Below are 20,010 nucleotides of genomic sequence, written 5' to 3'. Positions count from 1 at the left end.
CCTGCGGATCATTCCGCTCGCCTTTAATTCAGCATTCTTTTCACTTCGGGAACATTGATTTTCAGAAGAACATGTTCGTTGGAGGATTCTAAAATTTCGGCCAAGTTATTTTTTACGAGTTCTGCGCTGTCGGCGTCTTCTGGGGTTAACAATATGTACTCCGTGTTGTAATTAACGAGATATTCCAAATTTTCCGCAATATAATATTTGGCTTTCCAATAGAGCGCAATTTGCTCGCTGGTGAAAGGTTCGATTCTTGTGTCCACGAATACTTTGGCGTTGGCATCGGTATAAAAAGTCAGGTAGCCGGACCAAAACCAATCGGTAAAGAAGTTCCCTTTTATATGGTTTTCATTGATATACCGTACGGCGCTTTGGGGAAAATAGGGCTTTGGCGGCAGATGGCCGCGAAAGATCTGCAAAATCACAAAGGCGTAGAATGGAATTTTCCAAGCGCCTTTTTTCGATTCCCCCAGCCACCGCGAACCGATGTCATGAAGGCTTAATGCGGAGATCAAAGGAAAAACGATCATCCATGCGCTGCGCATATACAGAATCGCCATGAGCAAGCAAATAGAGGAAAAGAACATTTCCGCAGGATATTTCTTATCGGCGCATTTCCGAATCAAAAAGACATACGCAAACCATAGGGCAATAGCGATCAGAAGAAAGGCTTCGAATAGAAAGGGCGTGAGCCTTTGCCTATACGCCAGGACGATCATGCTGTCCCAATCCGGCGTTGGGTAGCTGGGCGCTTCAAAAAATCTCCACAATAAAGAGGCAGGCGTGGGATGGATTAGGGACAGAGGCAAGGCGATAAGAATAGCGAACAAATACGTTGAAGAATATTCGGGATATCTTTTCTTAAAAAAGATCAAGAAAACAAAGATCAAGCCTATTACAAGGCTGAACGCCAACGAAAGCGGGTGAATATTCACCCAAATCAGCATGACGATAGGAACGGATATGGCCATCATCAAAGGCGGCTGAGAGGTTGCGATAAATAAAAAAAGATAGGAGATAAACAATTGGCTGAATAAAAACGGCCTGATTTCGCGGTAACTCACCATATACAATCCTACGAGTCCCACGCATACGGCCAATTCTTTTTTGATTCCCTTTTTGATAGAAATCCATATAAGAAACAGGGCGAAAGAGCCGTGAAATACATAACGCATTAAAACCAGGCTGCTTTCTCCACAAAGCCGATACGCGCCGTAAAACAGGCAATCGGCGAGCCAGGAATGAACCACCCACTCCGTCTCGTTGGTAATATAAGAATACCGGTCGGGGCTGGGCCAGATTTGGTTTTCCAGTATATCCCGCCCAATTTGCATGTGCCACCAAATATCGCAATTCTGCGGCGGCTGCTTGATGAGCAGGATGAAAAGCAGGAGCGGGATGAATAGGATAATTTTCTGGTACATATCTTTATGAGTCTCTTTTAAAAAAGAGAGTGCGCATTTAAAAAAAAGAGCTCTTTATTACCGCTTCAGAGCTCTTAAGGTTTATTCTAACAAAAGGAAAATCGATATCCTTGCTTTTACGGGCAGCCGCCGACCATATCGTCATCGTCGCATTGATTTCTTACCATATTTCCAGAGCCGTTAGGTTTACAGGCCGGCCAGGGGGGATCCGCGCAGCGAAAAACATAGAGCGTTCCGTTGATCCCGGACGCCCATTCGTTGCATTCGAACGTATCGCTTCCTTCCGTTACCATTTCCATATGGCAAAAATTGTATTCTCTCCACCAATCGCCGGTGCATTGCCACCTTTGCGGGCAAAACTCATCGTCTCGGTCGCAACAGCCATAAACGGTCCAATAATCGCCCGCGTATCCATGCTTGCAGATCCAACTGGGACACGAGTTGACGCAGCTCGCCAAGGCGTAATCGTAAAAGTAGGTATTCCAAGCTACAAAGCTGACCGCCAAGAGAAGCATCGTTGAAGAAAGATAGGTTCGTTTGATTCTCATTTCGCGCCTCCTTATTTTTTGTAAAATAGCGGTTTCATGTGCTCCGCCATTTCTTTGTATTTCAAGTTTTTCGGAATCGTGACATCGTCGGGACTGCCGGGGGAAGCGGCGATCACGTTGAAATGGAGAATCAAATCGCCCATATTGATGTATATATCCGGAACGAAATCGTTGCCGTTATCGTAAATAAATTCTATTAGCCCGTTGGAATGTTCCGCATCGCCGCTGACGACTTGATACAGGCGCCCATTATCGTAAATCTTCATGCGGATATCGGGCCTTTCCGGATACAACATATATTCCTTGCAATTGGAAGTGTTCGACGTCAGATTCTTCTCGTCAACTTTCTCCAACAACTTAAGCAAATTCTTCGTGTGATTAACATAGTTCATGCGAACGTCTTCAAAATAAGGCTTGTCGTATCTTATATTCGCGAACTTTTGTTCTCCCACGTAACCGTCCTCTAAATTCCGGTTCATTTGATAATTGTCTGTACCATCGTGAATCGTTCTCGTCCAATCGCCGAAAATGACTTTGGGTTTCACGCCGGGATTCGCCGTGAGATCCAACGAAGGGCAAATTCCCTCGATGCAATACCTTACAATTTTCATTTTCCCCGCGTATTCGGCCACTAATCTCATGGGGACTTCCCACTCGTAGCCGACGGTTACGGCGATGGCGGCGTTGACCGATTGGATGGCGTGAATATTGTTCTCGTCAGCGTATTTCTTGGCTTTTTCTTGTTCGGACTCCGCCACCCAGGAAAAATCCGGATTGCCTGGAAGGCTTTGGTATTTCAACAAGATATCGGCCTGAAAGATTTCGCCGCACGCCGCACTCGGATAAAAAAGGAGCGCGCAGCCAAAGAAAAGAAAAATTCCCCCAATCGATTTCATGATATGCATCCTCCTTTCACGATTTGTTCAATGCCTGCAAAGGCATTTTATTTTCCCCGGTTTTATAAAAAACCGTTGGAATCCGCCAATGCAATCCATTTTTGAATTGGATGTCGATGTTATCGAAACGCAACTGCGCCGGGATGCTTCCCGCACTCGGCGTCAACGTGAGCTGCGTATCGCATCGAATAGGGACGGCCGTAAAGAGTTGTTGCTCGAACTCGATTTTTTGCTTTGAATTGATCAGAAACACCGCTTCGGCGTCGAGCAGCTTGTTCCCGGCCAGCCGCAGCGTAACCGGCGAATATTTATTCGCCGAGTGGTCAAAATAAAAGGATAGCAAGTTGGGAAAACACTCGATCTCCGGCGCATCCGAGATTTTAAATGGGATGCTTAAAATGACTTTTCCCCTATCCGCGATATTTTTTATGGCGATCAGTCCATTGAATGGCAAATCGGTTTTCAGTTCCTTGCTATTGACGGAAAAAACTCCCGAAAAGGAATAGCCGTCAATCCGGCTGAGAGAAACGCTCAATCCTGTCATCCATGCGGGTTCGTTATTTTCGCCGCGGTTTTTCGACAGGGATTGGATTTCCGCCATGAGGACGCAATCCTTTGCGTTTTTGGCGCTTACTTTGAGAGTGAAAGACTTGCCGACATACCCGATCCTATCCGAGAGACTGACAAGCAGCGATTGGGGAAACGAATCCAATGTTTTCGTGGCGTTGCCGATGACGGGGATAAAGGCGCTCTTTTTCGCGCCCTCCACCTTAATTTCTATGATATGTTTAAAGGGACCGACGCGTTGGGGGACGCTGAATTGAAACGTACAATCTTGCGTTATGTTCGAGGGCAAGGAGGCTGGAGAATCGGAGACCAATAAGCAACCGCAACTGGCCGCGATATCTAGTTTATTAACAGTACGGTTTGTCGCGTTGGTCATGGATAACGAAAAAAGAATCTTAGAACCGGCTTCCGAATCTTTTAAAATGACGGTTTGGGGAACAATGGAAACAGGAAACGAATCATGTTGATAACACCCTTTCGATAGAAGGAAAAGGAGGAACAAAAAAACATACGATTTATAAAGAATATAATTTTTCATCATGCAAACTCTCTCCCTCAACCGGATATTTTTATGATATCCGTTTCTCGCACAATACATATAATTATTGATAGTGTATCATTATTCTACGAACAGTCAATAGAAAATTTTATTAATATTTCATTAAATGGTTTTATGATTTCCGCTCACCAAGAAAATAACAAGCGGAGGCTGTCCGATGAATCGTCCTCGTTTCTACGCTTATCGTTTTAGGAGAACAGGTTTGCATCAGCGGCGCCGGCAAAGATTGCGCCGCCGTGCGGATTGGCGTTCAATAGGGAGGCATTTTTTTATTTTTCGAACTAGCGACGGTTGGAATGCTATCAATTTTACCGCCGTCGTAAAGATTTCGCCGCAACGCGGAGTTGCGCATAGAAAGAGGCGCGGACATTGCGCCCGCGCCTCATCGTTGCGTCCTTGACGGTCAAGTTGCGAATCAATACAGTTCCCACGAGTCCACATTCGTCAGGGGAACATCCGCCAACATATCCACACCCGCATTTTTGCCTTTGGGGCGGATTACGGCATAGCGCACGCGGCTGATATAGATCGCGCCGTTATCGGTGTACCAGAAGCGGGCGGCGCCTTGCGGTCCGACGTTGACGCCCGAGAAATTCATGTCGTCGATCTGCCAGGCCGCCGTTCTCCACTCGCCTGTACCTTCGATGGTTGCGCGCAGCTCGGTGGGATACCATTTGAATCCCAATGTGCCGAACACGCTGCTTTGATAGACTTCCGGCCCGAATCGTTCGCCTACAAGAGCGGGATCGTCGTAATAATCCACGGCCACTTTGAATACGGCGTTGGGCTGATTGCTCGGCCCAAAGATTTCGTCAAGGATGGCGAAATTGACATAGCGGTCGAACGGAGTCGTTCCTTTGTTCAGCGCAGGCCGAACGGCGAAACGTTTATCGCCAGCAGGACCGATATTGCCGTCGATGATATGTTCCTGATCGCCGCCGCCGCCGCCCATATCCAAATGATCGACGAGACCTTTATCCAGATCGAGTTCGGCATAGATGCCGTAGGGATCGGGATCGAAGGGATAGGAGTCGGGAATGGGATCGACGCCTTCATAGATTCCCGCAGTGCGGATAGCGCCGAGCCGCAAACGGCTGATGAAGACGGGGCCGGAATAAGCAAAGCGCGCCGCGCCCTGCGGACTGACGTTCACGCCGCTCAACTTGACGTCGGGAACGTACCATTCCGCCTCCATCCATCGATCGGTTCCTTGAATGACGGTGCGATTGGCTTCGGGGTAGAAGGCGATTTGATCGCCCGCCGTTTTATAGGCTTCGGGTCCGAAGATAATGCCAACGAGCGCGGGATCGTCGTAATATTCCGCAACGACCTTGACGCGGAATCCCGGCTGGCTGGCCGGGCCGAATTGCTCGTTCAAAATCGCCCAGTTGACGTACAGGTCTTTTATGCCGTCGGTTCCATTGTCCATCGCGGGACGCGCTGCCTTGCGCTTGTCGTTCGCGGGGCCGACGTCGTCGGAGACGATGGTCTCCTGGTCGCCGCTGGTTACTTTGTAAAGATCGAGTCCATTGACGACGCCTTTGTTCAAATCCCATTCCGCCAATATGGCGTAATCGTCAGGATTGAATTCCACCGTCTTCGCCGTGTTGATATCCTCCGGCTCGCCGAAAGCGCCTTCCGGCCCGATGGCGATGGCGCGGAAGATCACGCCCGAAACGCGCTCGAAGCGGATGGTGCCGCCATTGACGCCGCCGTAGGGACCCGATCCGCTCAGATCGTTGCCCAGCCAGCCGCTGACGTTGTCGATGCGGAAGAGACGCCATTCATACGCATCCGTAACGGATTCGAACGAATAGCCGCTCACGCCGTGCAGATTGCCCAATTGGCCGAGCAAAAAGCCGAAATCGGCGCGCTTGGATTCCGAATTGGCGAAATACTGTACTAAAACGTCCACGACGGGATATTCAGGCCAGATGAAATACAATTCGTCGGCGACGTTGAAATAGGTCGTGTTCGCCTTTTTCGCCGATTTGCCGCCAATGGTTACGTCCGCCGTTACCTGATCGCCGCCGGTAAGAACCGACAGGCAGGCTTCGAAATAGTTCCCTTTGCCGCTGGGAATAGCCGCCGTCAGAAAATCGTCGCCGCTCCAATAATGGACTTCCTCCGCGGAGAAGTCCGTTTTCGGCGGCCATTTCTCCGTATCGAGAGCCTGAGCAAAAACGGCGCTCGCTCCCAAAATGCAAAGGCTAATGACTGTCAAACTTTTTTTCATCGCTTCTGTCTCCCTTCTTCGAATTTTAGTGGGAACCAATAAATGGTTCTTGGCCTAAAGTTATCAAAAAAACGAGGGGAAAGATATCTTTTTTTGAGAGAAAAGAAAATATTTTAAAGCCGCTCGAAACGATATTCTCAATCGAACGACTTTCAATAATTCGCCTCTATCGCGTTGCTTGATCCAACGAGCCGATCCTGCTATTTTCTCTTTTTGGCTTTTGCGAGAACTCGCCAAACGCTAAGCTTTGAAGCGTAATTTGCTCGGCTTGAATAGACTATAACATTACGAAAAAAAGCAGGCTGCGGTACTCGTCTTTTCGAGATTTCACGCTAAAATAGTTCATGCGTTTTTTGGCGGCGTAGCTCAACTGGTTAGAGCGTACGGCTCATATCCGTGAGGTTCGGGGTTCGATTCCCTGCGCCGCTATTCATTCGTCCGCTGCGGCAACTTCATCGAAAGAGGTTGCCGTTTTCTATCCATAAAATTTCTTGTTTTTCCTGCGATTATGGAGAAACGGGAACCGGTCCGCCAGTTCTCAGGATCGAACGTCCAATACGCGTGAACGGTTATGCCAGCAAAAAAGAAAAAGGATCAATCCGCCAGTCTTTATAAAGCCGCGTGCGCTCTAATACCCGGCGGCGTCAATAGTCCTGTCCGCGCTTGGAACGCCGTCGGCGGCGATCCTTTTTTCGCCGCCCGCGGAAAAGGGTGCTATTTGACGGACGAAGACGATCGATCTTATATCGATTACGTTTGCTCCTGGGGACCGTTGATCGTAGGCCACGCCCATCCCGAAGTGGTGGATGCCGTCAAATCCGCCGCCGAGAACGGTCTCTCTTTCGGCGTCCCTACGCGAGCCGAAGTAACGCTGGCTAAAATGATCGCAGAAGCCATCCCTTCCATTGAGATGGTGCGCTTAGTCAATTCGGGCACGGAAGCGACATTGAGCGCGATCCGTCTAGCGCGGGGGTATACGCGGCGCGATAAGATCGTCAAGACGATCGGCGGGTATCACGGACACCACGACGCCCTTTTGGCTCAAGCCGGTTCCGGCGTTGCGACGTTGGCTATTCCGAGTACTCCCGGCGTACCCGCATCCGTCGTTCAAGATTGCGTGCTGGTTCCCTACAACGACGCCGAGGCCGTGCGCGCCGCTTTTGAAAGATATCCCCAGGAAATCGCCGCCCTCATCGTCGAACCCGTTGCGGGCAACATGGGCGTCGTACTGCCTCAGCCGGAATATTTGGAAGCGTTGCGTTCGCTGACTCAAGAATACGGCGCATTGTTGATTTTCGACGAAGTGATGACGGGCTTCCGCGTAGCGTTCGGCGGAGCGCAGGAGCGCTTCGGCGTGCGCCCCGACTTGACGACGCTGGGCAAGATCATCGGCGGCGGTTTGCCGATCGGCGCCTATGGCGGCAAAGCGGAAATTATGAAATGCGTTGCGCCCAGCGGCGAGGTTTACCAAGCGGGGACGCTTTCCGGCAATCCTGTGGCTGTTGCAGCGGGATTGGCGACGTTACAACTGCTTAAAACGCCGGGGATTTACGAATCCCTGGAAGAGAAAGCCAGCGCTATCGCCAATGGAATTCAGGAAGAAGCCAATTCCGCCGGGATTCCCGCGCAAATCAACCGCGCCGGTTCTATGTTCACGCTCTTCTTCAGCGAGGCGCCGGTAACGGACTTCGCTTCGGCGGCGGCCTCGAATACGGACCGCTTTGCCGCCTTCTGGCGCAAGATGCTGGAGCAGGGCGTCTATCTGCCCCCTTCCGCCTTCGAAGCCTGGTTCGTTTCCATCGCCCACGCCAATCGCGAGATCGAAAAAACGATCCGCGCGGCGGGCGCCGCCTTTAAGTCGCTTGCCTAAAATGGGGACAAGGGGACGGGGAGACTGGGGGACTTGGGGACAGAATCGTAGAGTGGGCTCAAAGCAAAGCGTAACCTACCGCACCCGCGAATTGCCTCAGCGCAGCCAGAGTTTGCGGTCGAGCGTGCGGTATTGCACCGCTTCGGTGATATGCGCTGGCTGTATGGCTTCATTTCCTGTCAAATCGGCGATGGTGCGCGCCACTTTGATTATTCTATCGTATGCGCGCGCCGACAGGCCCAACCGCTCCAAACCCGACCGCAGCATATCGCGCGTTGCTTCGTCCATTCCGCAAAATTCCTTGATCTCTTTCGATCCCATGTGCGCGTTGCAGAATATATTTCGACCGTTAAATCTCCGCCGTTGAATCGTCCTCGCTTTCGAAACGCGTTCGCGGATGACGCTGGACGGCTCGCCTGTCGGGGGAGCGTGAAGATCGTCGAAAGAGACGCTGGGAACCTCGACGTGAATATCGATGCGGTCCAGCAGCGGGCCGGAGAGTTTGGACATATATCGCTGAATCTGCGCGGGCAGGCAATGGCAGGTTCGGGTTCCGTCGCCAAAGTAACCACAAGGGCAGGGATTGGCGGCGGAAACCAGCATGAAGCGGCTGGGAAAAGTAAGCGAGCCGGAAGCTCGGGAGATGGTTACGACGCCATCTTCCAGCGGCTGGCGCAGATTTTCCAACACGTTGCGGGAAAATTCCGGCATCTCGTCCAGAAAGAGCAGGCCGTTATGGGCCAGGCTGACTTCGCCGGGATGGGGATTGACGCCGCCGCCAATCAGCCCGGCGTCCGAGACGGAATGATGGGGCGAGCGGAACGGACGCACGGCGATCATGGCGCAATTCAACGGCAGCGAGCCGTGGATGCTGTGAATCTTCGTCGTCGAGAGCGCTTCCTCGAAACTCATGGGCGGCAGAATGGTGGGCATGCGCTTGGCCAGCATGGTTTTGCCCGAACCCGGCGGTCCGATCATGATGACGTTGTGGCCCCCGGCGGCGGCAACTTCCAAGGCGCGCTTTACGTGCTCCTGGCCTTTGACTTCCGCGAAATCGCGGGAGTAGACGGCGCAATCGAGAAAGAGACGATTCGCATCGATGCGTAAGGGAGGATGATTCGAGTTCGTCAGGATTTCCAGCGCTTCCGGCAAGGTTTTGACGGGATGAACGTCGACGCCCTCCACGACGGCGGCTTCGTTGGCGTTATCATGGGGCAGGAGAAAGCGTTTGATGCCGCGCTCTTTCGCCGCGATGGCTACCGGCAGCGCGCCGCGAATGGGGCGCAACGTCCCCTCCAAGGACAATTCGCCCATCAGGATCGTATTTTCCACGCGTTCCGCCGGAATGAGATCGGAAGCCGCCAACAAGGCGACGGCAATGGGCAAATCCAGGGCGGAGCCTTCTTTGGGAACATCCGCCGGAGCGAGGTTGAAGATCATCTTCTTGGGGGGAAAGGGAAAACCGCAATTCGCCAATGCCGAACGCACGCGCTCCCGGCTCTCTTTCACCGCCATATCGGGCAGTCCGACGATGGTCATGCCCGGCTGGCCGGAGGCCATATCCAGCTCGACTTCCATGATGTAAGCGTCTATGCCGATGATAGCGCTGGACAATACCCGGACGTACATAAATACGGCGCTCCCCTTTTCTAAAACCTATTGGATCAATATTAAATCAAATTGGCGAATGAATTACTATAGATGCGAAGCGTTGGTTAATAAATCATGTTACGCGCACTGAGAAATTAAAGAAATCTCTTACCCTCATCGATTGAATCGCGAAAAAACGAAATGAAAAAGAAAAACACGAAAAAAAAATCCCTTCCTAAACCCGCCGTTGAAACGGTGGGCTATTACCGTTTGCCCCTTTAAAGGGGCATTTAGAGTGCCCAGCCTTTCAAGGCTGGGAGAAGAAATTTCGCGAAATTCGATTCTTTTCGCGTCTTCGCGATTCGAAAGAGACGTAATCATGAAGAGCTAAACGCCTCTCTTGAACGATTTTTCCGATGGCGCAATGGTATTGGCTGCGTAACATAAGTTATCTTATAATACGCACATTCCCGTCGTCGATGATATTTCTTAAATGAAAATTCCCCCGGAGATTCAACGATTCGATCTTCGTGCCCCGGATATCCACGGAACCCAATTCGGGATTTTGCGAAACGTCCAATTCGGTAATCGGATTGTTGGAGCAATCCAAATAAACCAATACTTTATTCTGCGAGATATTTAATTCCGTGAGGTTGTTGTTGGCGCAATTCAAAGTACGCAGGTCGGGATTTCGGGATGGGTCAAGGCGCGTCAGCCGGTTGAACGAGCAGTCGATGGCGCTAAGGCCGGGACAGCCGCTCAAATCAAGAGTCTGCAACTCGTTGAAAGGGCATCCTAAAAACATCATTGCGGGGTGATGGGAAAAGACGATGCGCACCAGCCGGTTGTTTTCGCAGATTAATTTGAAAAGTTCCTTATTTTTGGATACGTCCAAAACCGTCAATTTATTGGAACCGCAAAAGAGGGTCGATAGTTTGGGATTTTGGAGAAGATCGAGGCGCTGAAGTTGGTTCTGGAAGCTTTCCAAGACTTCCAATTTGGGATTTTTGGAAATATCGAGCGTAGCCATTTTAATATTGCCGGAGCAATACAACCGCTTGAGGAGGGGAAGAATGGAAGCGTCGAAGCGCTCCATATAACTATTGAACAGGCCGAAATCCCGCAGGTTGGCGAAATATTGCAAGCCGGTCAAATCGACGGTTCCCGTGGCTTTGCAGATGAATTTGGCGCTGGCGGCGGAGGCTTGCGACGAAGCGATTTTCTCTCCCGGAGCGATTTGCATGAATTCTTCAACGGCTTGCCGGAAAACCGGATCAGGAAAATTCGCTTCCGTATTAATGTTCTGATCAGCCAAGCTTTTGGGGATGAGAAAAAGCAGGAAAAGCAGAATCGGGAGCAATCCCCCAACAATCCACTTCGGCGTAAAAGTCGTTTTCGTCATTGTTGCCTCAAGTTGTTTTTTCGGAACATCCGCCATTTTTCCCATCACTCATAATACTATCGCGGATGCGGCGGGCGAGGTCTATCGTAATTCCCGGCGCAGCGGCGATCTCTTCCAGCGAGGCGTTGCGCAACGCTTCCAACGAACCGAAGCGCCGCAACAACAGGCGCTCCCGCGCTGGACCGACGCCGGTGATGTCGCGCAACGCCGAGCGTTGAAATTTTTTGCCCCGCAACTGGCGATGATAAGCGAGGCCGAAGCGGTGGGCTTCGTCCCGCACTTGCTGCAACAGCCGCAGGCCGGAGTTGCGCCGATCGAGACGGATGGGCGCGGAAACGCCGGGGAGGAAGATTTCCTCCTCCCGCTTGGCCAGGCTGCAAATAGGAAAATGATGAATATCCAATTCGTCCAGCGCCTCCAACGCCGCTTGCAAATGCCCTTTGCCGCCGTCGATGAGAATCAGGTCGGGCGGCTCGGCAAAGCGCTTTTTTTCCTCTTCGTCCCCCTGGCCGTGGATAAAGCGGCGGCGCAGCATTTCGCGCATCATGGCGTAATCGTCGATGCGGCCGACTTCGCGGATGCGGAAGCGCCGATAGGATGTTTTATGCGGCCTGCCGTCATGAAAGACCACCATCGATCCCACCGCCTCGTTTCCCTGCGTATTGGAAATGTCGTAGCCCTCGATGCGCAGAGGAAGAATCTCCAATTTTAACGATTCCTGAAGGGAAATCACGGCGGGGGAAACGCTTTTCTTGACGCCGTGAATTTTGCGGTATTGCTCCTCGGCGTAGTGGCGGCTGTTTTTTTCCGCCAGCTGCAGCATGGCGTGTTTGCCCCCGCGCTGGGGAATCTTGATCTTGACGGCGCGGTCCGCAGCGAGCGAAAGCGCTTTTTCCAAACTGCGGATAGTTTCCGATCCAATGGCGGATGGGAGAAATATTTCCTTGGGAACGTCGGTATTCCGTGCGTAAAAATGGAGGAGGAAAGAGTAGAGCATCTCCTTGGCGTCCGCCTGGGCGAAATCGTCGAGAAAATGGCGCGACGCGCCGACGACGCGCCCGCTGCGGCGGCGAATGACGGCGGCGCAAACGGCGTCGTGCACTTGGGCGAAGCCGACGAAATCCTGATTGTCCACCGCCTGGACAAGCACGGTTTGGCGATGGGCGAATTGACGGGCTGCTTGCAAAATGTCGCGGTAAAAGGCGGCCTTTTCGAATTGCAGGGCTTCGGAGCATTCCTCCATTCGTTTATTGAGGGCTTGCAGGACGGTTTCATGTTTCCCGCGCAGGAAGCCGATGACGCCCTGGCAAAGGACGGCGTATTCGTCCTGAGTTACAATCGATCCGCAGGGAGCGCAGCAGCGTCCCATCTCGTAATCGAGGCAGGGACGGACGGTAAGCAATTTCTCCGACTCGTGCTTGCAGGAGCGGATGGGAAAAATTTCATAGAGGGCGGAAAGCGTCCGGCGCGCTTGGGTTGCGTGAGGATAAGGGCCGAAATACTGCGCGCCGTCCGCCTCGACGGTGCGGGTGATAAAAGCGCGGGGATACGTTTCTTGCGTAGTAACTTTAATATAGGGATACCGTTTATCGTCCTTGAGTTTGACGTTGCAGGGCGGATTGTGCTTCTTGATGAGATTGTATTCCAGCAGCAGCGCTTCGATTTCATTGCTGGCGATAATGACGTCCACTTTGTCCACTCGTTCCACAAAGGGGGATGCGAAACGCCCGTCGCGCCGTTGGCAGTGGGAGCGAATGCGCTTTTGGATGTCGATGGCCTTGCCCACATAGAGAACTTCGCCCTCGGCGTTTTTCATCAAGTAAACGCCGGGTTCCCTGGGCAAAAGGTCTCGCTGCTCTTTGGTAATCATTTTTCAATTTGTTCCCCCAAAGAAAAGGAAGAATGAGTAAATGCGTTCGTTATCCTTTTATTTTATTGCTAAACCAAATAATCCACAAAACAGCGAGAGAAGAAAAGAAGAAACTTGACGCGTGGGCGCAAATGTGGGTACAATAAAGAAAATTCTAAAAGAGGTAGGTTATAACCGTGGACAACAGAAAAGCGGATACGCTCAAAGTCCGAATGGATGCAATGACCTTAGATATGATGGAAAGGGCAAGAGCGTTTCTTAAACTGGACAAAAGCAAGTTTATTCGCCAAAGCATACGGCGCATGGCGGAAGCCGTCATCGCCGAACACGAGAAAACCCGATTTAGTAAGGAGGACTGGCATCGGTTTTTCGAGATGCTCGACAATCCTCCAGAACCGACAGACAGACTAAAGTATGCCGCCCAGAAATACCGGGAGATTACCTATAAAAATGGAGTTTGAGTCTCTCAATCCCCAAAAGCATAACCGTAAAGCATTTGACTGCGGAGTCGATGCCCTAAACCTGTACTTGCAGAAATTCGCCAATCAGGATCAAAAACGGAGTCTAACGAAAGTCTATGTTCTTGCGGATGGGGTGAAAATCATCGGTTACTATTCGATCAGCGCCCATTCCGTTCCATTGGACAACCTGCCGGAAGAACAAAAAGCAGGAAAGTACAACGACCTTCCCTTTCTTTTACTTGGCAGATTAGCCGTTGACAAAACCTATCAGGGACGGGGATACGGGGATGTCCTTATTTTCCATGCTTTCAAAACCACGCTCCATGCGGCGGAAACTATCGGAATTATGGGGATAGTGGTTGACGCCAAAGACGAAAAGGCGGCATCCTTCTATGAAGGATTTGGTTTTATGAGATTATCCGGAAACCGGAAGCGGCTTGTCCTGCCCTTATCGGCCATAAAAAGCTTTATAGAAAATGGGTAAGGTTTTGAAGGAAGGAAAGAGAAAGGCGTTAAGGTTAAGTTTTACTACCCTTGTTCCTCTCGCATCAGATCAAGCGAAATTGAAATCCTCGTTGATCTTCTTCAAGTAGAAAATCCGATTTCCGCTCCTCATTGGAATCATCAATTAATAGGTAAACGGAATCGATGAAGGGGACTCCGCCTAACAAATAAATTTGTGAACGTCTGATTTTTTAATAATTTTAGTATTGACGCGATTGATTTTTTGTAATAGCGTTAGTGATTATTCGAGTAGATTGGTTATGTTTAATCAGCAGTCAAAATTGCAAAAACTAATTAGGAGGATGAGGAAATGCTCAAGAGAATGGCGTTTGTAGGCTTATTGGCCGTAATTTGCGCCCATTCAAACGCGCAAGTCATTTATTCGAATGGATTTTCAAAGGCGGAAGGATACATCGATGGGACGGTTATTGATCAACCGGCCGGCGCAGCGAACCTGTGGGAAGATTCGCCCGCCGATACGCCGGACGGTTTTTTTATGATTGAGAACGAAACCCTGGTTGTTACTCAGGTCGATACGTCAGACCATTGGATATTCATAAACTTTCCCAAACAAACAGCGGGGGTTTTTACTGTAACTTGGGATTGGCAATACGTTGGTCCCGTAGATGGGAATATCGATGTGGGCTTTTGCATCAGCACGCGCAGCAACTTCGATTTTGACGGGAATCCCGAATTGGGTTGGCCCGAACAAGGCGTTATGTCGCGCATGCAGGAAGGCGGCGGGGGCGTGGTCGATTGCCGAAACGGAGATTGGGTGGGCGGCGGGTCGTATCAAGCGTTTCAAGTGTTTCCATATACGGATGGGAAAAAGATTTCGATGCGTTATGTCATCGATGTAGATGTTTCCGATCAATTATTTTCCTGTTACGCGCAAAAAGAAGGGGAAGACGAAGTGCAACTCGCGGAAGATTTCGGTTTTCGTCGGGAAACTTACCCAGACGAGGGACTCAACGTCATTTCCATCTGGATGTCGGGGAATACCGTAGGAACGCAATGCATTATCGATAACATCGTCATCTTCGGTCCCGCGCCCATTACGGAATGGCCGCTCTATTAAGCCATCGGAGAGGGATGGTCCATGAAAAAAGGATTCACCCTTATCGAGTTGCTCATTGTTGTCGCCATTATCGGAATTTTAGCGGCGATCGCGGTTCCGAATTTCTTAAACGCGCAAACGCGGGCTAGAGTAGCGAAAGTACTCTCCGATATGCGCGCGATGGGACAAGGGCAGGAAATGTACAGCCTGGATTGGGGGACGTATACCGAAAATCATCACGATTCGGACGTCCCCCTCCATGCCGGGTTGTATCGCCTTACTCATCCGGTAGCCTATCTGGGGATGCTTCCCGAAGATCCTTTCTACAACAATCCCGTCGCTAGCGCGGATACATGGGCTAAGACGCAAAAACATTACACCTTCGGAACCGAACCGGATTGGGATGCAAAGTGGGATCGCGGCGGGAATCCTTCTGGAAAAGCCACCCGATGGTTATGCGCCAGCGCTGGGCCAAGCTATTCCGACGACTCCAATCCCGTTTTCGAGTACCCCGGCGCATCCAATGTGATTTGGGATACGCCGGGACGATTCTCTGTTCCCGAATACCCTGCGGCTACCTTTCGCTATATGCGCTATGATCCATCCAATGGGTTGGTCAGCCTAGGCGATATTCTCATGGCCAGCGACTGGAAACCGTCATATTGAGTGGGTTTTTTGCAGCCGGTTAGCGCCGGGCGCTTAGGGCAAGGGTATTTTACCCTTGAACCTCTTAAATCAGGTTGAACGCAGCGAGTATCAATGCAAGGGGAAAGGGGGAATTCGGGATGCGTTGATCCAGACGCTGACGCGAATTAACGATACGCTATTCGCAATCCGAGATTTTAAATGTAATATTTACGATCAGCCCATTCAATGAGGAGAAAAAACCATTCCTTATGCGTTTCTAATGGCGTACAATGATAAGTGGAATGGAGGCTTAAAAAATGGGATTCGACGATCGGATAAGAACGCTCATCGATAGCGATTTAAAAAGAGAAGCTGTTAAGATATTTCAACAACATGGCATTACGGAAGAAGAAGCCATCCGTATGTTTTATGCTCAAGTCAACCTTCTTAAGGGTTTGCCCTTCAACATAAATATTCCTAACCAAGAAACCGTTGAATCTATGAAAGAGGGCGAAAAAACGGAAAACCTTCCCACATTCAATCGTTTTTCCGACTTGCGCAAAGAAATAGGAATTTAAGTGCTTTCCATAAAAACAACGAATATTTTTTTTAAAGATCTGAAGCGTATTGCAAAACGCGGGAAGAACATTGACAAATTGGAAAGCCTCGTTGATCTTTTGCAAGATGAAAAACCATTGCCTTCCGTCTATTGGAGTCATAAGTTAATGGGCAAATGGGAAGGACATAGGTAATGTCATATAGAACCAGACTGGCTCCTAATTTATCGTGTTGATAACGAATGTCTTATTCTTGAAAGAACTGGTTCTCATGCGGATTTATTTGAAAAGTAAAATATAGCAAGTAAAGACAAAGATATTACACATCAAAGAACCTGGGAGGTTTGTCCCACCAGTTGAAACTCTTCGAATTCTTGACTTTCCAACTTGTTTCGAATCTCCTCGAAACGTTGCGCTGTTTCAACCGAATACAATCGCTCGCCGCAATGTAGACATACGTCGGCGTGAACTTTTAGAATCGCCGTATGCATCCCGCCTTTCAGCAGTTTTTCTACCTCTTTTTCCGCCAACTCGCCGCCGCAAATGGGGCGCTTATCGAAAGGCTTCATGGCTTTCCTAACAATTTAAGATATTTTCGAAACTCCACTGCCAGCGGATGCACCGTCTTTCCTTTTTTCTTTACAACCTGGATGCGCAAGTCCGCCATCAGGCGCAAACCTTTCATGGGATCGGCGCACGCCTGTTCCAACATCATTTCACGATCTTCGAATCCCGAGCGGTTCGGTTCCAGATAATCGGCGATGTAGACCATCCATCCGATCGGCGTCAATTCGGGCGACCCGGTGGGATGATAGGCCACCGCCTTCAAAACATCATCGTTTTCCACGCCGTATTCCATCTGCAAGAGTTTCGCTCCCAAGGGCGCATGTCTCAATTTCTTAAACTCCATCAGCTCGGCGCCCCAACGAAGCGGCTCGTCATTTAGCAGTTCTTCCGTCTGGGCGCCGCTCAATTCTTTGCCGCAGTCGTGAAACAACGCCGCCCACATCAGCCAATCCCTGTCCACGGGGTAATTCTTCCAAGCGTCGGCTAATAGGACGCACGTTTCGTATACTCCTACGCTATGGCGGAAACGTTCGCTGGAAAGTCTGGATTCCAGGCGCCGAATGGCGTCTTCTGGCGGATGAAGCATCACGGTTTTATCGAATTCTCCATTTCTTCAATTTTACGCTTCACAGCGTTTTGAAATTCCGCCGTGAATTCGATGGGATATTGCGGGCCGCATTCCAACGCTTTTTTCCAAAACTCCAACGCTTTGCCATTGTCTCCCTCTTGTTTATAGGCGTCGCCCAGATGATCGAGAATGACGGGATGATTCGCCCGCAGCTCCGATGCGCGCTGCAAATGCTTGATAGCGGTCTGGTTGTTTCCCAGCCGGAAATAGACCCAACCCAGACTGTCGACGATATTCCCGTCGTCCGGGTCGTATTTAAGCGCCGTTTCGATCAACCGCAACGCCTCATCCAGCCGCACATTGCGATCCGCAAACGTATATCCCAAATAATTATAAGGTTCCGGGTCTTCCGGAAACCGCGAAATCGCTTCTTTCATCGCCAGTTCCACATCGGCGAGACGATTCATTTTTTCATACAATCCCGCCAATTGAAACAAGACTTCCTTATAGGCGGACGTATTTTTTTCCATCAATCCGGAGGCTTCTTTCAATCGCTCTTCCGCGGCCAGCCAATTTTTTCTTTCCATATAGGCGATGCCCAGAATCCGCAAAAACGCTTCATGGCCGGGGAATGATCGGCGGCACTTTTCCAGCAGTTCGATGGGATCGTTCAGGCCGATGGGCTGCAAATAGGCCTGCCTCACCTGCGGCCATAGAAGCAATTCGAAAGCGATATCCTCCGCCTCTTCCTTCTTTCCGCCGGCTTCCGCCCGGTTCAGCCCCTCGAATATCAATTCAATGTCTTGCTGCAATTCTTCCAGATTCTTCCGATAGGCGGCAAGATTGGCGTGGGCGAAAAGCGCCCTGGGAATCGCAATTTGTTTCGTAATCGCCTTTTTTAGGATTTCCTCCAAGCGCGGCAGCAGACGGCAATCTTCCGTCTCCTGCAAAAAATCGCCGCTGGACGCTTCCCGCAAAAACGGCAGCGTATTCGCTTTGACGTCCTCCTCCAGGGCGCGCTCTAAAGCGTTCAAAAATCCCTGGCAAGCCTCTTCTTTTCTTCCCAGACTCTCCAATACTTCTTTCCGCCATCCTTGTATCCGGTAATCGGCGGGAGAGTCCTTGGCGGCCGCTTCTACTTCTTCCAAGGATTCTTCGTATTTTCCTTGTTGGATATAAAGAAAAGCCAGATTTTTCCGCGCATCCAAATCGTCCGGCGCCAGCCGCCGGATCGAGGAATATTGTTCGATGGCTTCTGGGTACGCTCCGCGGACGAGGTAGAGTTTCCCCAAGCGTTTCCGGATAAGGACTTCTTCTTTATTGTCGGGCGAGGAATTCAACGCCGATCCATATGCCTCGATCGCCTTCTCTGTCCGCCCCTGCAATTCGTAAATGCCGCCGATTCTCAAATAGACGTCGGGAAAGCGGGGCGCCAGCCGAGCGAGTTCCCCATACTCCGCCAAAGCGTCGTCCAACCGATTCAAACGGTAGTATAAGACCGCGATCGTGAAGCGATAGACGATCTCCTGCGCCGGGTCGGTGCGAATCATCCTGCGCAGGATTCCAATTTCGTCGTCGTAACGCTCCGACCGCTGGTAAAGTTGCGACAATTCCTGCATGGCCTCCAACGAGGAGGGATCCAAAGCAAGCATCTTCTCGTATTCGGAGACGGCGTCGTTCCATTTTTGCCGATGCTTATAAGCCTCGCCCAGAACGCGATGCGCTTCCGCCTCTTCCGATCCGCTGCGAATGGCTTTATTTGCGTATTGGATCGCCTCGTCGATTTTTCCGCTTTTCAAGAGCGCTCCGCCCGTCATGGCGCCCAGATAGGCGGATTCGGGATAGGTTTTATAGGCTTTCGCATAGGCATCGCCCGCTTCTTCGTACCGGTACTTTTTTTCCAGCAGCGCGCCTTGCAAAAATTGAGTAAACACTTTTTTCCGATCGTCTGGAGAGAGAACGGACTTCTCCAGCGCCGCTGGTTCCACGGGAGCAACCGGCGTTTCCTTGACATTTTCAACTGGCGTTTTTGGATGTTCCGGGGACGAGATTTGCGGCGGACGCGGCTTCTCCGGCGCCGAACATCCCGAAAGAAGGGCGATACACGAAACCAATATAAGTCGAAGAGATAGTTTCATTTATTTCAATAAATGCGGTTTCTTACTTCGTAAAATCGCAGGAAGGTCACGCCGTTAAACCCATCAATTACTCCATTCCTAAAATCTCGATGGATCAAAAAAACACAATCCATTTATTGAAGTATACCGCGATTTGAGAAAAAAAGTGAACGGAGCGCCGCGCGATCCTGTTCAGCCTGGAGGCCAGCGCATAAAGCGTCCGCCTAACATGTGCATATGCAAGTGATAGACCGTCTGTCCTCCGTTATCTCCCGAATTGATCACTAGCCGGAATCCTTCTTCGTAGATTCCAAATTTCTGGGCGAGTTGTTTCGCCGCCGCCGCCATCATGGGCAATAGATTGACGTCCTCCCCATGCAAATCGCCAATCTTCTCGATGTGCTTTTTAGGGATAATCAAGAGATGAACTGGAGCGTGAGGGTTGATGTCTTTAAAAGCCGCCACATAATCATCCTCGTACTCTAATGGCGCAGGCAGCGTCCGAGCTGCGATTTTACAGAAAATGCAATCGGCGTTATTCTCTGGATTCATGGAACTCCTCTCTTTTCCCTCTTCGCCGCTGGCGG

The 20,010-nt window shown here is 50.6% G+C and carries 18 protein-coding genes, 1 tRNA gene and 1 pseudogene; 8 read left to right on the top strand and 12 right to left on the bottom strand.

The window, feature by feature from the left end:
• Positions 1-23: 23 nt before the first annotated feature.
• The 5 genes from AB1656_17275 to AB1656_17255 all read right to left on the bottom strand — a co-directional run bounded on the left by AB1656_17275 (position 24) and on the right by AB1656_17255 (position 6,233).
• Positions 24-1,427: a hypothetical protein gene (locus AB1656_17275; protein MEW6237136.1), complete on the bottom strand. Its 1,404-nt coding sequence runs from the start codon at positions 1,425-1,427 to the stop codon at positions 24-26.
• A gap of 116 nt (positions 1,428-1,543) precedes the next feature.
• Positions 1,544-1,975 (bottom strand): hypothetical protein, encoded by a 432-nt coding sequence (locus tag AB1656_17270; GenBank protein MEW6237135.1) that lies wholly within the window; start codon positions 1,973-1,975, stop codon positions 1,544-1,546.
• An 11-nt stretch (positions 1,976-1,986) separates the two neighbouring features.
• Positions 1,987-2,871: a hypothetical protein gene (locus AB1656_17265; GenBank protein ID MEW6237134.1), complete on the bottom strand. Its 885-nt coding sequence runs from the start codon at positions 2,869-2,871 to the stop codon at positions 1,987-1,989.
• 16 nt (positions 2,872-2,887) lie between these two features.
• Positions 2,888-3,979 (bottom strand): hypothetical protein, encoded by a 1,092-nt coding sequence (locus AB1656_17260; protein ID MEW6237133.1) that lies wholly within the window; start codon positions 3,977-3,979, stop codon positions 2,888-2,890.
• Between the two features lie 433 nt (positions 3,980-4,412).
• Complete coding sequence (locus AB1656_17255; GenBank protein MEW6237132.1) at positions 4,413-6,233, bottom strand: hypothetical protein; 1,821 nt, start codon at positions 6,231-6,233, stop codon at positions 4,413-4,415.
• A gap of 355 nt (positions 6,234-6,588) precedes the next feature.
• On the opposite strand from AB1656_17255, the gene AB1656_17250 reads away from it, so the two are divergent.
• Positions 6,589-6,662 (top strand) — tRNA-Met (locus AB1656_17250).
• Positions 6,663-6,804: 142 nt separating this feature from the next.
• Complete coding sequence (gene hemL / locus AB1656_17245; GenBank protein ID MEW6237131.1) at positions 6,805-8,103, top strand: glutamate-1-semialdehyde 2,1-aminomutase; 1,299 nt, start codon at positions 6,805-6,807, stop codon at positions 8,101-8,103.
• A gap of 96 nt (positions 8,104-8,199) precedes the next feature.
• On the opposite strand, the gene AB1656_17240 is transcribed toward hemL, so the two are convergent.
• The 3 genes from AB1656_17240 to uvrC form a co-directional block, all read right to left on the bottom strand.
• Entirely contained in the window at positions 8,200-9,732 is a 1,533-nt protein-coding gene (locus AB1656_17240; protein MEW6237130.1) for a YifB family Mg chelatase-like AAA ATPase, read from the bottom strand.
• A gap of 409 nt (positions 9,733-10,141) precedes the next feature.
• Positions 10,142-11,095 (bottom strand): hypothetical protein, encoded by a 954-nt coding sequence (locus AB1656_17235; GenBank protein MEW6237129.1) that lies wholly within the window; start codon positions 11,093-11,095, stop codon positions 10,142-10,144.
• 7 nt (positions 11,096-11,102) lie between these two features.
• Positions 11,103-12,965, bottom strand: a complete 1,863-nt coding sequence (uvrC, locus tag AB1656_17230) for an excinuclease ABC subunit UvrC (GenBank protein ID MEW6237128.1) — start codon at positions 12,963-12,965, stop codon at positions 11,103-11,105.
• Between the two features lie 176 nt (positions 12,966-13,141).
• Between uvrC and AB1656_17225 the strand changes: the two genes are divergently transcribed.
• From AB1656_17225 to AB1656_17200, 6 genes and pseudogenes are all read left to right on the top strand, one after another.
• On the top strand, positions 13,142-13,426 hold the full coding sequence (locus AB1656_17225) for a DUF1778 domain-containing protein (GenBank protein ID MEW6237127.1): 285 nt from the start codon (positions 13,142-13,144) through the stop codon (positions 13,424-13,426).
• A complete protein-coding gene (locus AB1656_17220) occupies positions 13,416-13,910 on the top strand; it encodes a GNAT family N-acetyltransferase (GenBank protein ID MEW6237126.1) in 495 nt (164 codons plus the stop codon). The genes AB1656_17225 and AB1656_17220 overlap by 11 nt, the downstream gene beginning before the upstream one ends.
• Before the next feature lie 330 nt (positions 13,911-14,240).
• Positions 14,241-15,008 (top strand): hypothetical protein, encoded by a 768-nt coding sequence (locus AB1656_17215; protein ID MEW6237125.1) that lies wholly within the window; start codon positions 14,241-14,243, stop codon positions 15,006-15,008.
• A gap of 21 nt (positions 15,009-15,029) precedes the next feature.
• The gene (locus AB1656_17210; GenBank protein ID MEW6237124.1) at positions 15,030-15,653 is read left to right on the top strand and encodes a prepilin-type N-terminal cleavage/methylation domain-containing protein; all 624 of its coding nucleotides are present in this window, start codon (positions 15,030-15,032) and stop codon (positions 15,651-15,653) included.
• Positions 15,654-15,931: 278 nt separating this feature from the next.
• Positions 15,932-16,192, top strand: coding sequence for a type II toxin-antitoxin system RelB/DinJ family antitoxin (locus AB1656_17205; GenBank protein ID MEW6237123.1), 261 nt, complete (start codon positions 15,932-15,934; stop codon positions 16,190-16,192).
• A pseudogene (locus AB1656_17200) lies at positions 16,193-16,465 on the top strand (type II toxin-antitoxin system YafQ family toxin). It begins immediately after the preceding gene.
• 32 nt (positions 16,466-16,497) lie between these two features.
• Here the strand turns inward: AB1656_17200 and AB1656_17195 are convergent.
• From AB1656_17195 to AB1656_17180, 4 genes are all read right to left on the bottom strand, one after another.
• Positions 16,498-16,740: a YgiT-type zinc finger protein gene (locus AB1656_17195; GenBank protein MEW6237122.1), complete on the bottom strand. Its 243-nt coding sequence runs from the start codon at positions 16,738-16,740 to the stop codon at positions 16,498-16,500.
• A complete protein-coding gene (gene yqeK / locus AB1656_17190; protein ID MEW6237121.1) occupies positions 16,737-17,324 on the bottom strand; it encodes a bis(5'-nucleosyl)-tetraphosphatase (symmetrical) YqeK in 588 nt (195 codons plus the stop codon). The genes AB1656_17195 and yqeK overlap by 4 nt, the downstream gene beginning before the upstream one ends.
• A complete protein-coding gene (locus AB1656_17185) occupies positions 17,324-19,444 on the bottom strand; it encodes a tetratricopeptide repeat protein (GenBank protein MEW6237120.1) in 2,121 nt (706 codons plus the stop codon). The genes yqeK and AB1656_17185 overlap by 1 nt, the downstream gene beginning before the upstream one ends.
• 171 nt (positions 19,445-19,615) lie before the next feature.
• Positions 19,616-19,975, bottom strand: a complete 360-nt coding sequence (locus AB1656_17180; GenBank protein MEW6237119.1) for a histidine triad nucleotide-binding protein — start codon at positions 19,973-19,975, stop codon at positions 19,616-19,618.
• Positions 19,976-20,010 lie beyond the last annotated feature (35 nt).

Source organism: Candidatus Omnitrophota bacterium (assembly GCA_040755155.1).
Taxonomy (GTDB): Bacteria; Hinthialibacterota; Hinthialibacteria; order Hinthialibacterales; family Hinthialibacteraceae; genus JBFMBP01.
The sequence above is the reverse complement of the archived record's forward strand: the minus strand, read 5'-3'. Positions and strand labels throughout refer to the sequence as shown.

What these genes read in the sequence shown, in the direction of transcription:
- AB1656_17275 (MEW6237136.1), bottom strand. Translation starts at nt 1,427, where the DNA reads ATGTACCAGAAAATTATCCTATTCATCCCGCTCCTGCTTTTCATCCTG.
- AB1656_17270 (MEW6237135.1), bottom strand. Translation starts at nt 1,975, where the DNA reads ATGAGAATCAAACGAACCTATCTTTCTTCAACGATGCTTCTCTTGGCG.
- AB1656_17265 (MEW6237134.1), bottom strand. Translation starts at nt 2,871, where the DNA reads ATGAAATCGATTGGGGGAATTTTTCTTTTCTTTGGCTGCGCGCTCCTT.
- AB1656_17260 (MEW6237133.1), bottom strand. Translation starts at nt 3,979, where the DNA reads ATGATGAAAAATTATATTCTTTATAAATCGTATGTTTTTTTGTTCCTC.
- AB1656_17255 (MEW6237132.1), bottom strand. Translation starts at nt 6,233, where the DNA reads ATGAAAAAAAGTTTGACAGTCATTAGCCTTTGCATTTTGGGAGCGAGC.
- hemL (MEW6237131.1), top strand. Translation starts at nt 6,805, where the DNA reads ATGCCAGCAAAAAAGAAAAAGGATCAATCCGCCAGTCTTTATAAAGCC.
- AB1656_17240 (MEW6237130.1), bottom strand. Translation starts at nt 9,732, where the DNA reads ATGTACGTCCGGGTATTGTCCAGCGCTATCATCGGCATAGACGCTTAC.
- AB1656_17235 (MEW6237129.1), bottom strand. Translation starts at nt 11,095, where the DNA reads ATGACGAAAACGACTTTTACGCCGAAGTGGATTGTTGGGGGATTGCTC.
- uvrC (MEW6237128.1), bottom strand. Translation starts at nt 12,965, where the DNA reads ATGATTACCAAAGAGCAGCGAGACCTTTTGCCCAGGGAACCCGGCGTT.
- AB1656_17220 (MEW6237126.1), top strand. Translation starts at nt 13,416, where the DNA reads ATGGAGTTTGAGTCTCTCAATCCCCAAAAGCATAACCGTAAAGCATTT.
- AB1656_17215 (MEW6237125.1), top strand. Translation starts at nt 14,241, where the DNA reads ATGCTCAAGAGAATGGCGTTTGTAGGCTTATTGGCCGTAATTTGCGCC.
- AB1656_17210 (MEW6237124.1), top strand. Translation starts at nt 15,030, where the DNA reads ATGAAAAAAGGATTCACCCTTATCGAGTTGCTCATTGTTGTCGCCATT.
- AB1656_17205 (MEW6237123.1), top strand. Translation starts at nt 15,932, where the DNA reads ATGGGATTCGACGATCGGATAAGAACGCTCATCGATAGCGATTTAAAA.
- AB1656_17195 (MEW6237122.1), bottom strand. Translation starts at nt 16,740, where the DNA reads ATGAAGCCTTTCGATAAGCGCCCCATTTGCGGCGGCGAGTTGGCGGAA.
- yqeK (MEW6237121.1), bottom strand. Translation starts at nt 17,324, where the DNA reads ATGCTTCATCCGCCAGAAGACGCCATTCGGCGCCTGGAATCCAGACTT.
- AB1656_17185 (MEW6237120.1), bottom strand. Translation starts at nt 19,444, where the DNA reads ATGAAACTATCTCTTCGACTTATATTGGTTTCGTGTATCGCCCTTCTT.
- AB1656_17180 (MEW6237119.1), bottom strand. Translation starts at nt 19,975, where the DNA reads ATGAATCCAGAGAATAACGCCGATTGCATTTTCTGTAAAATCGCAGCT.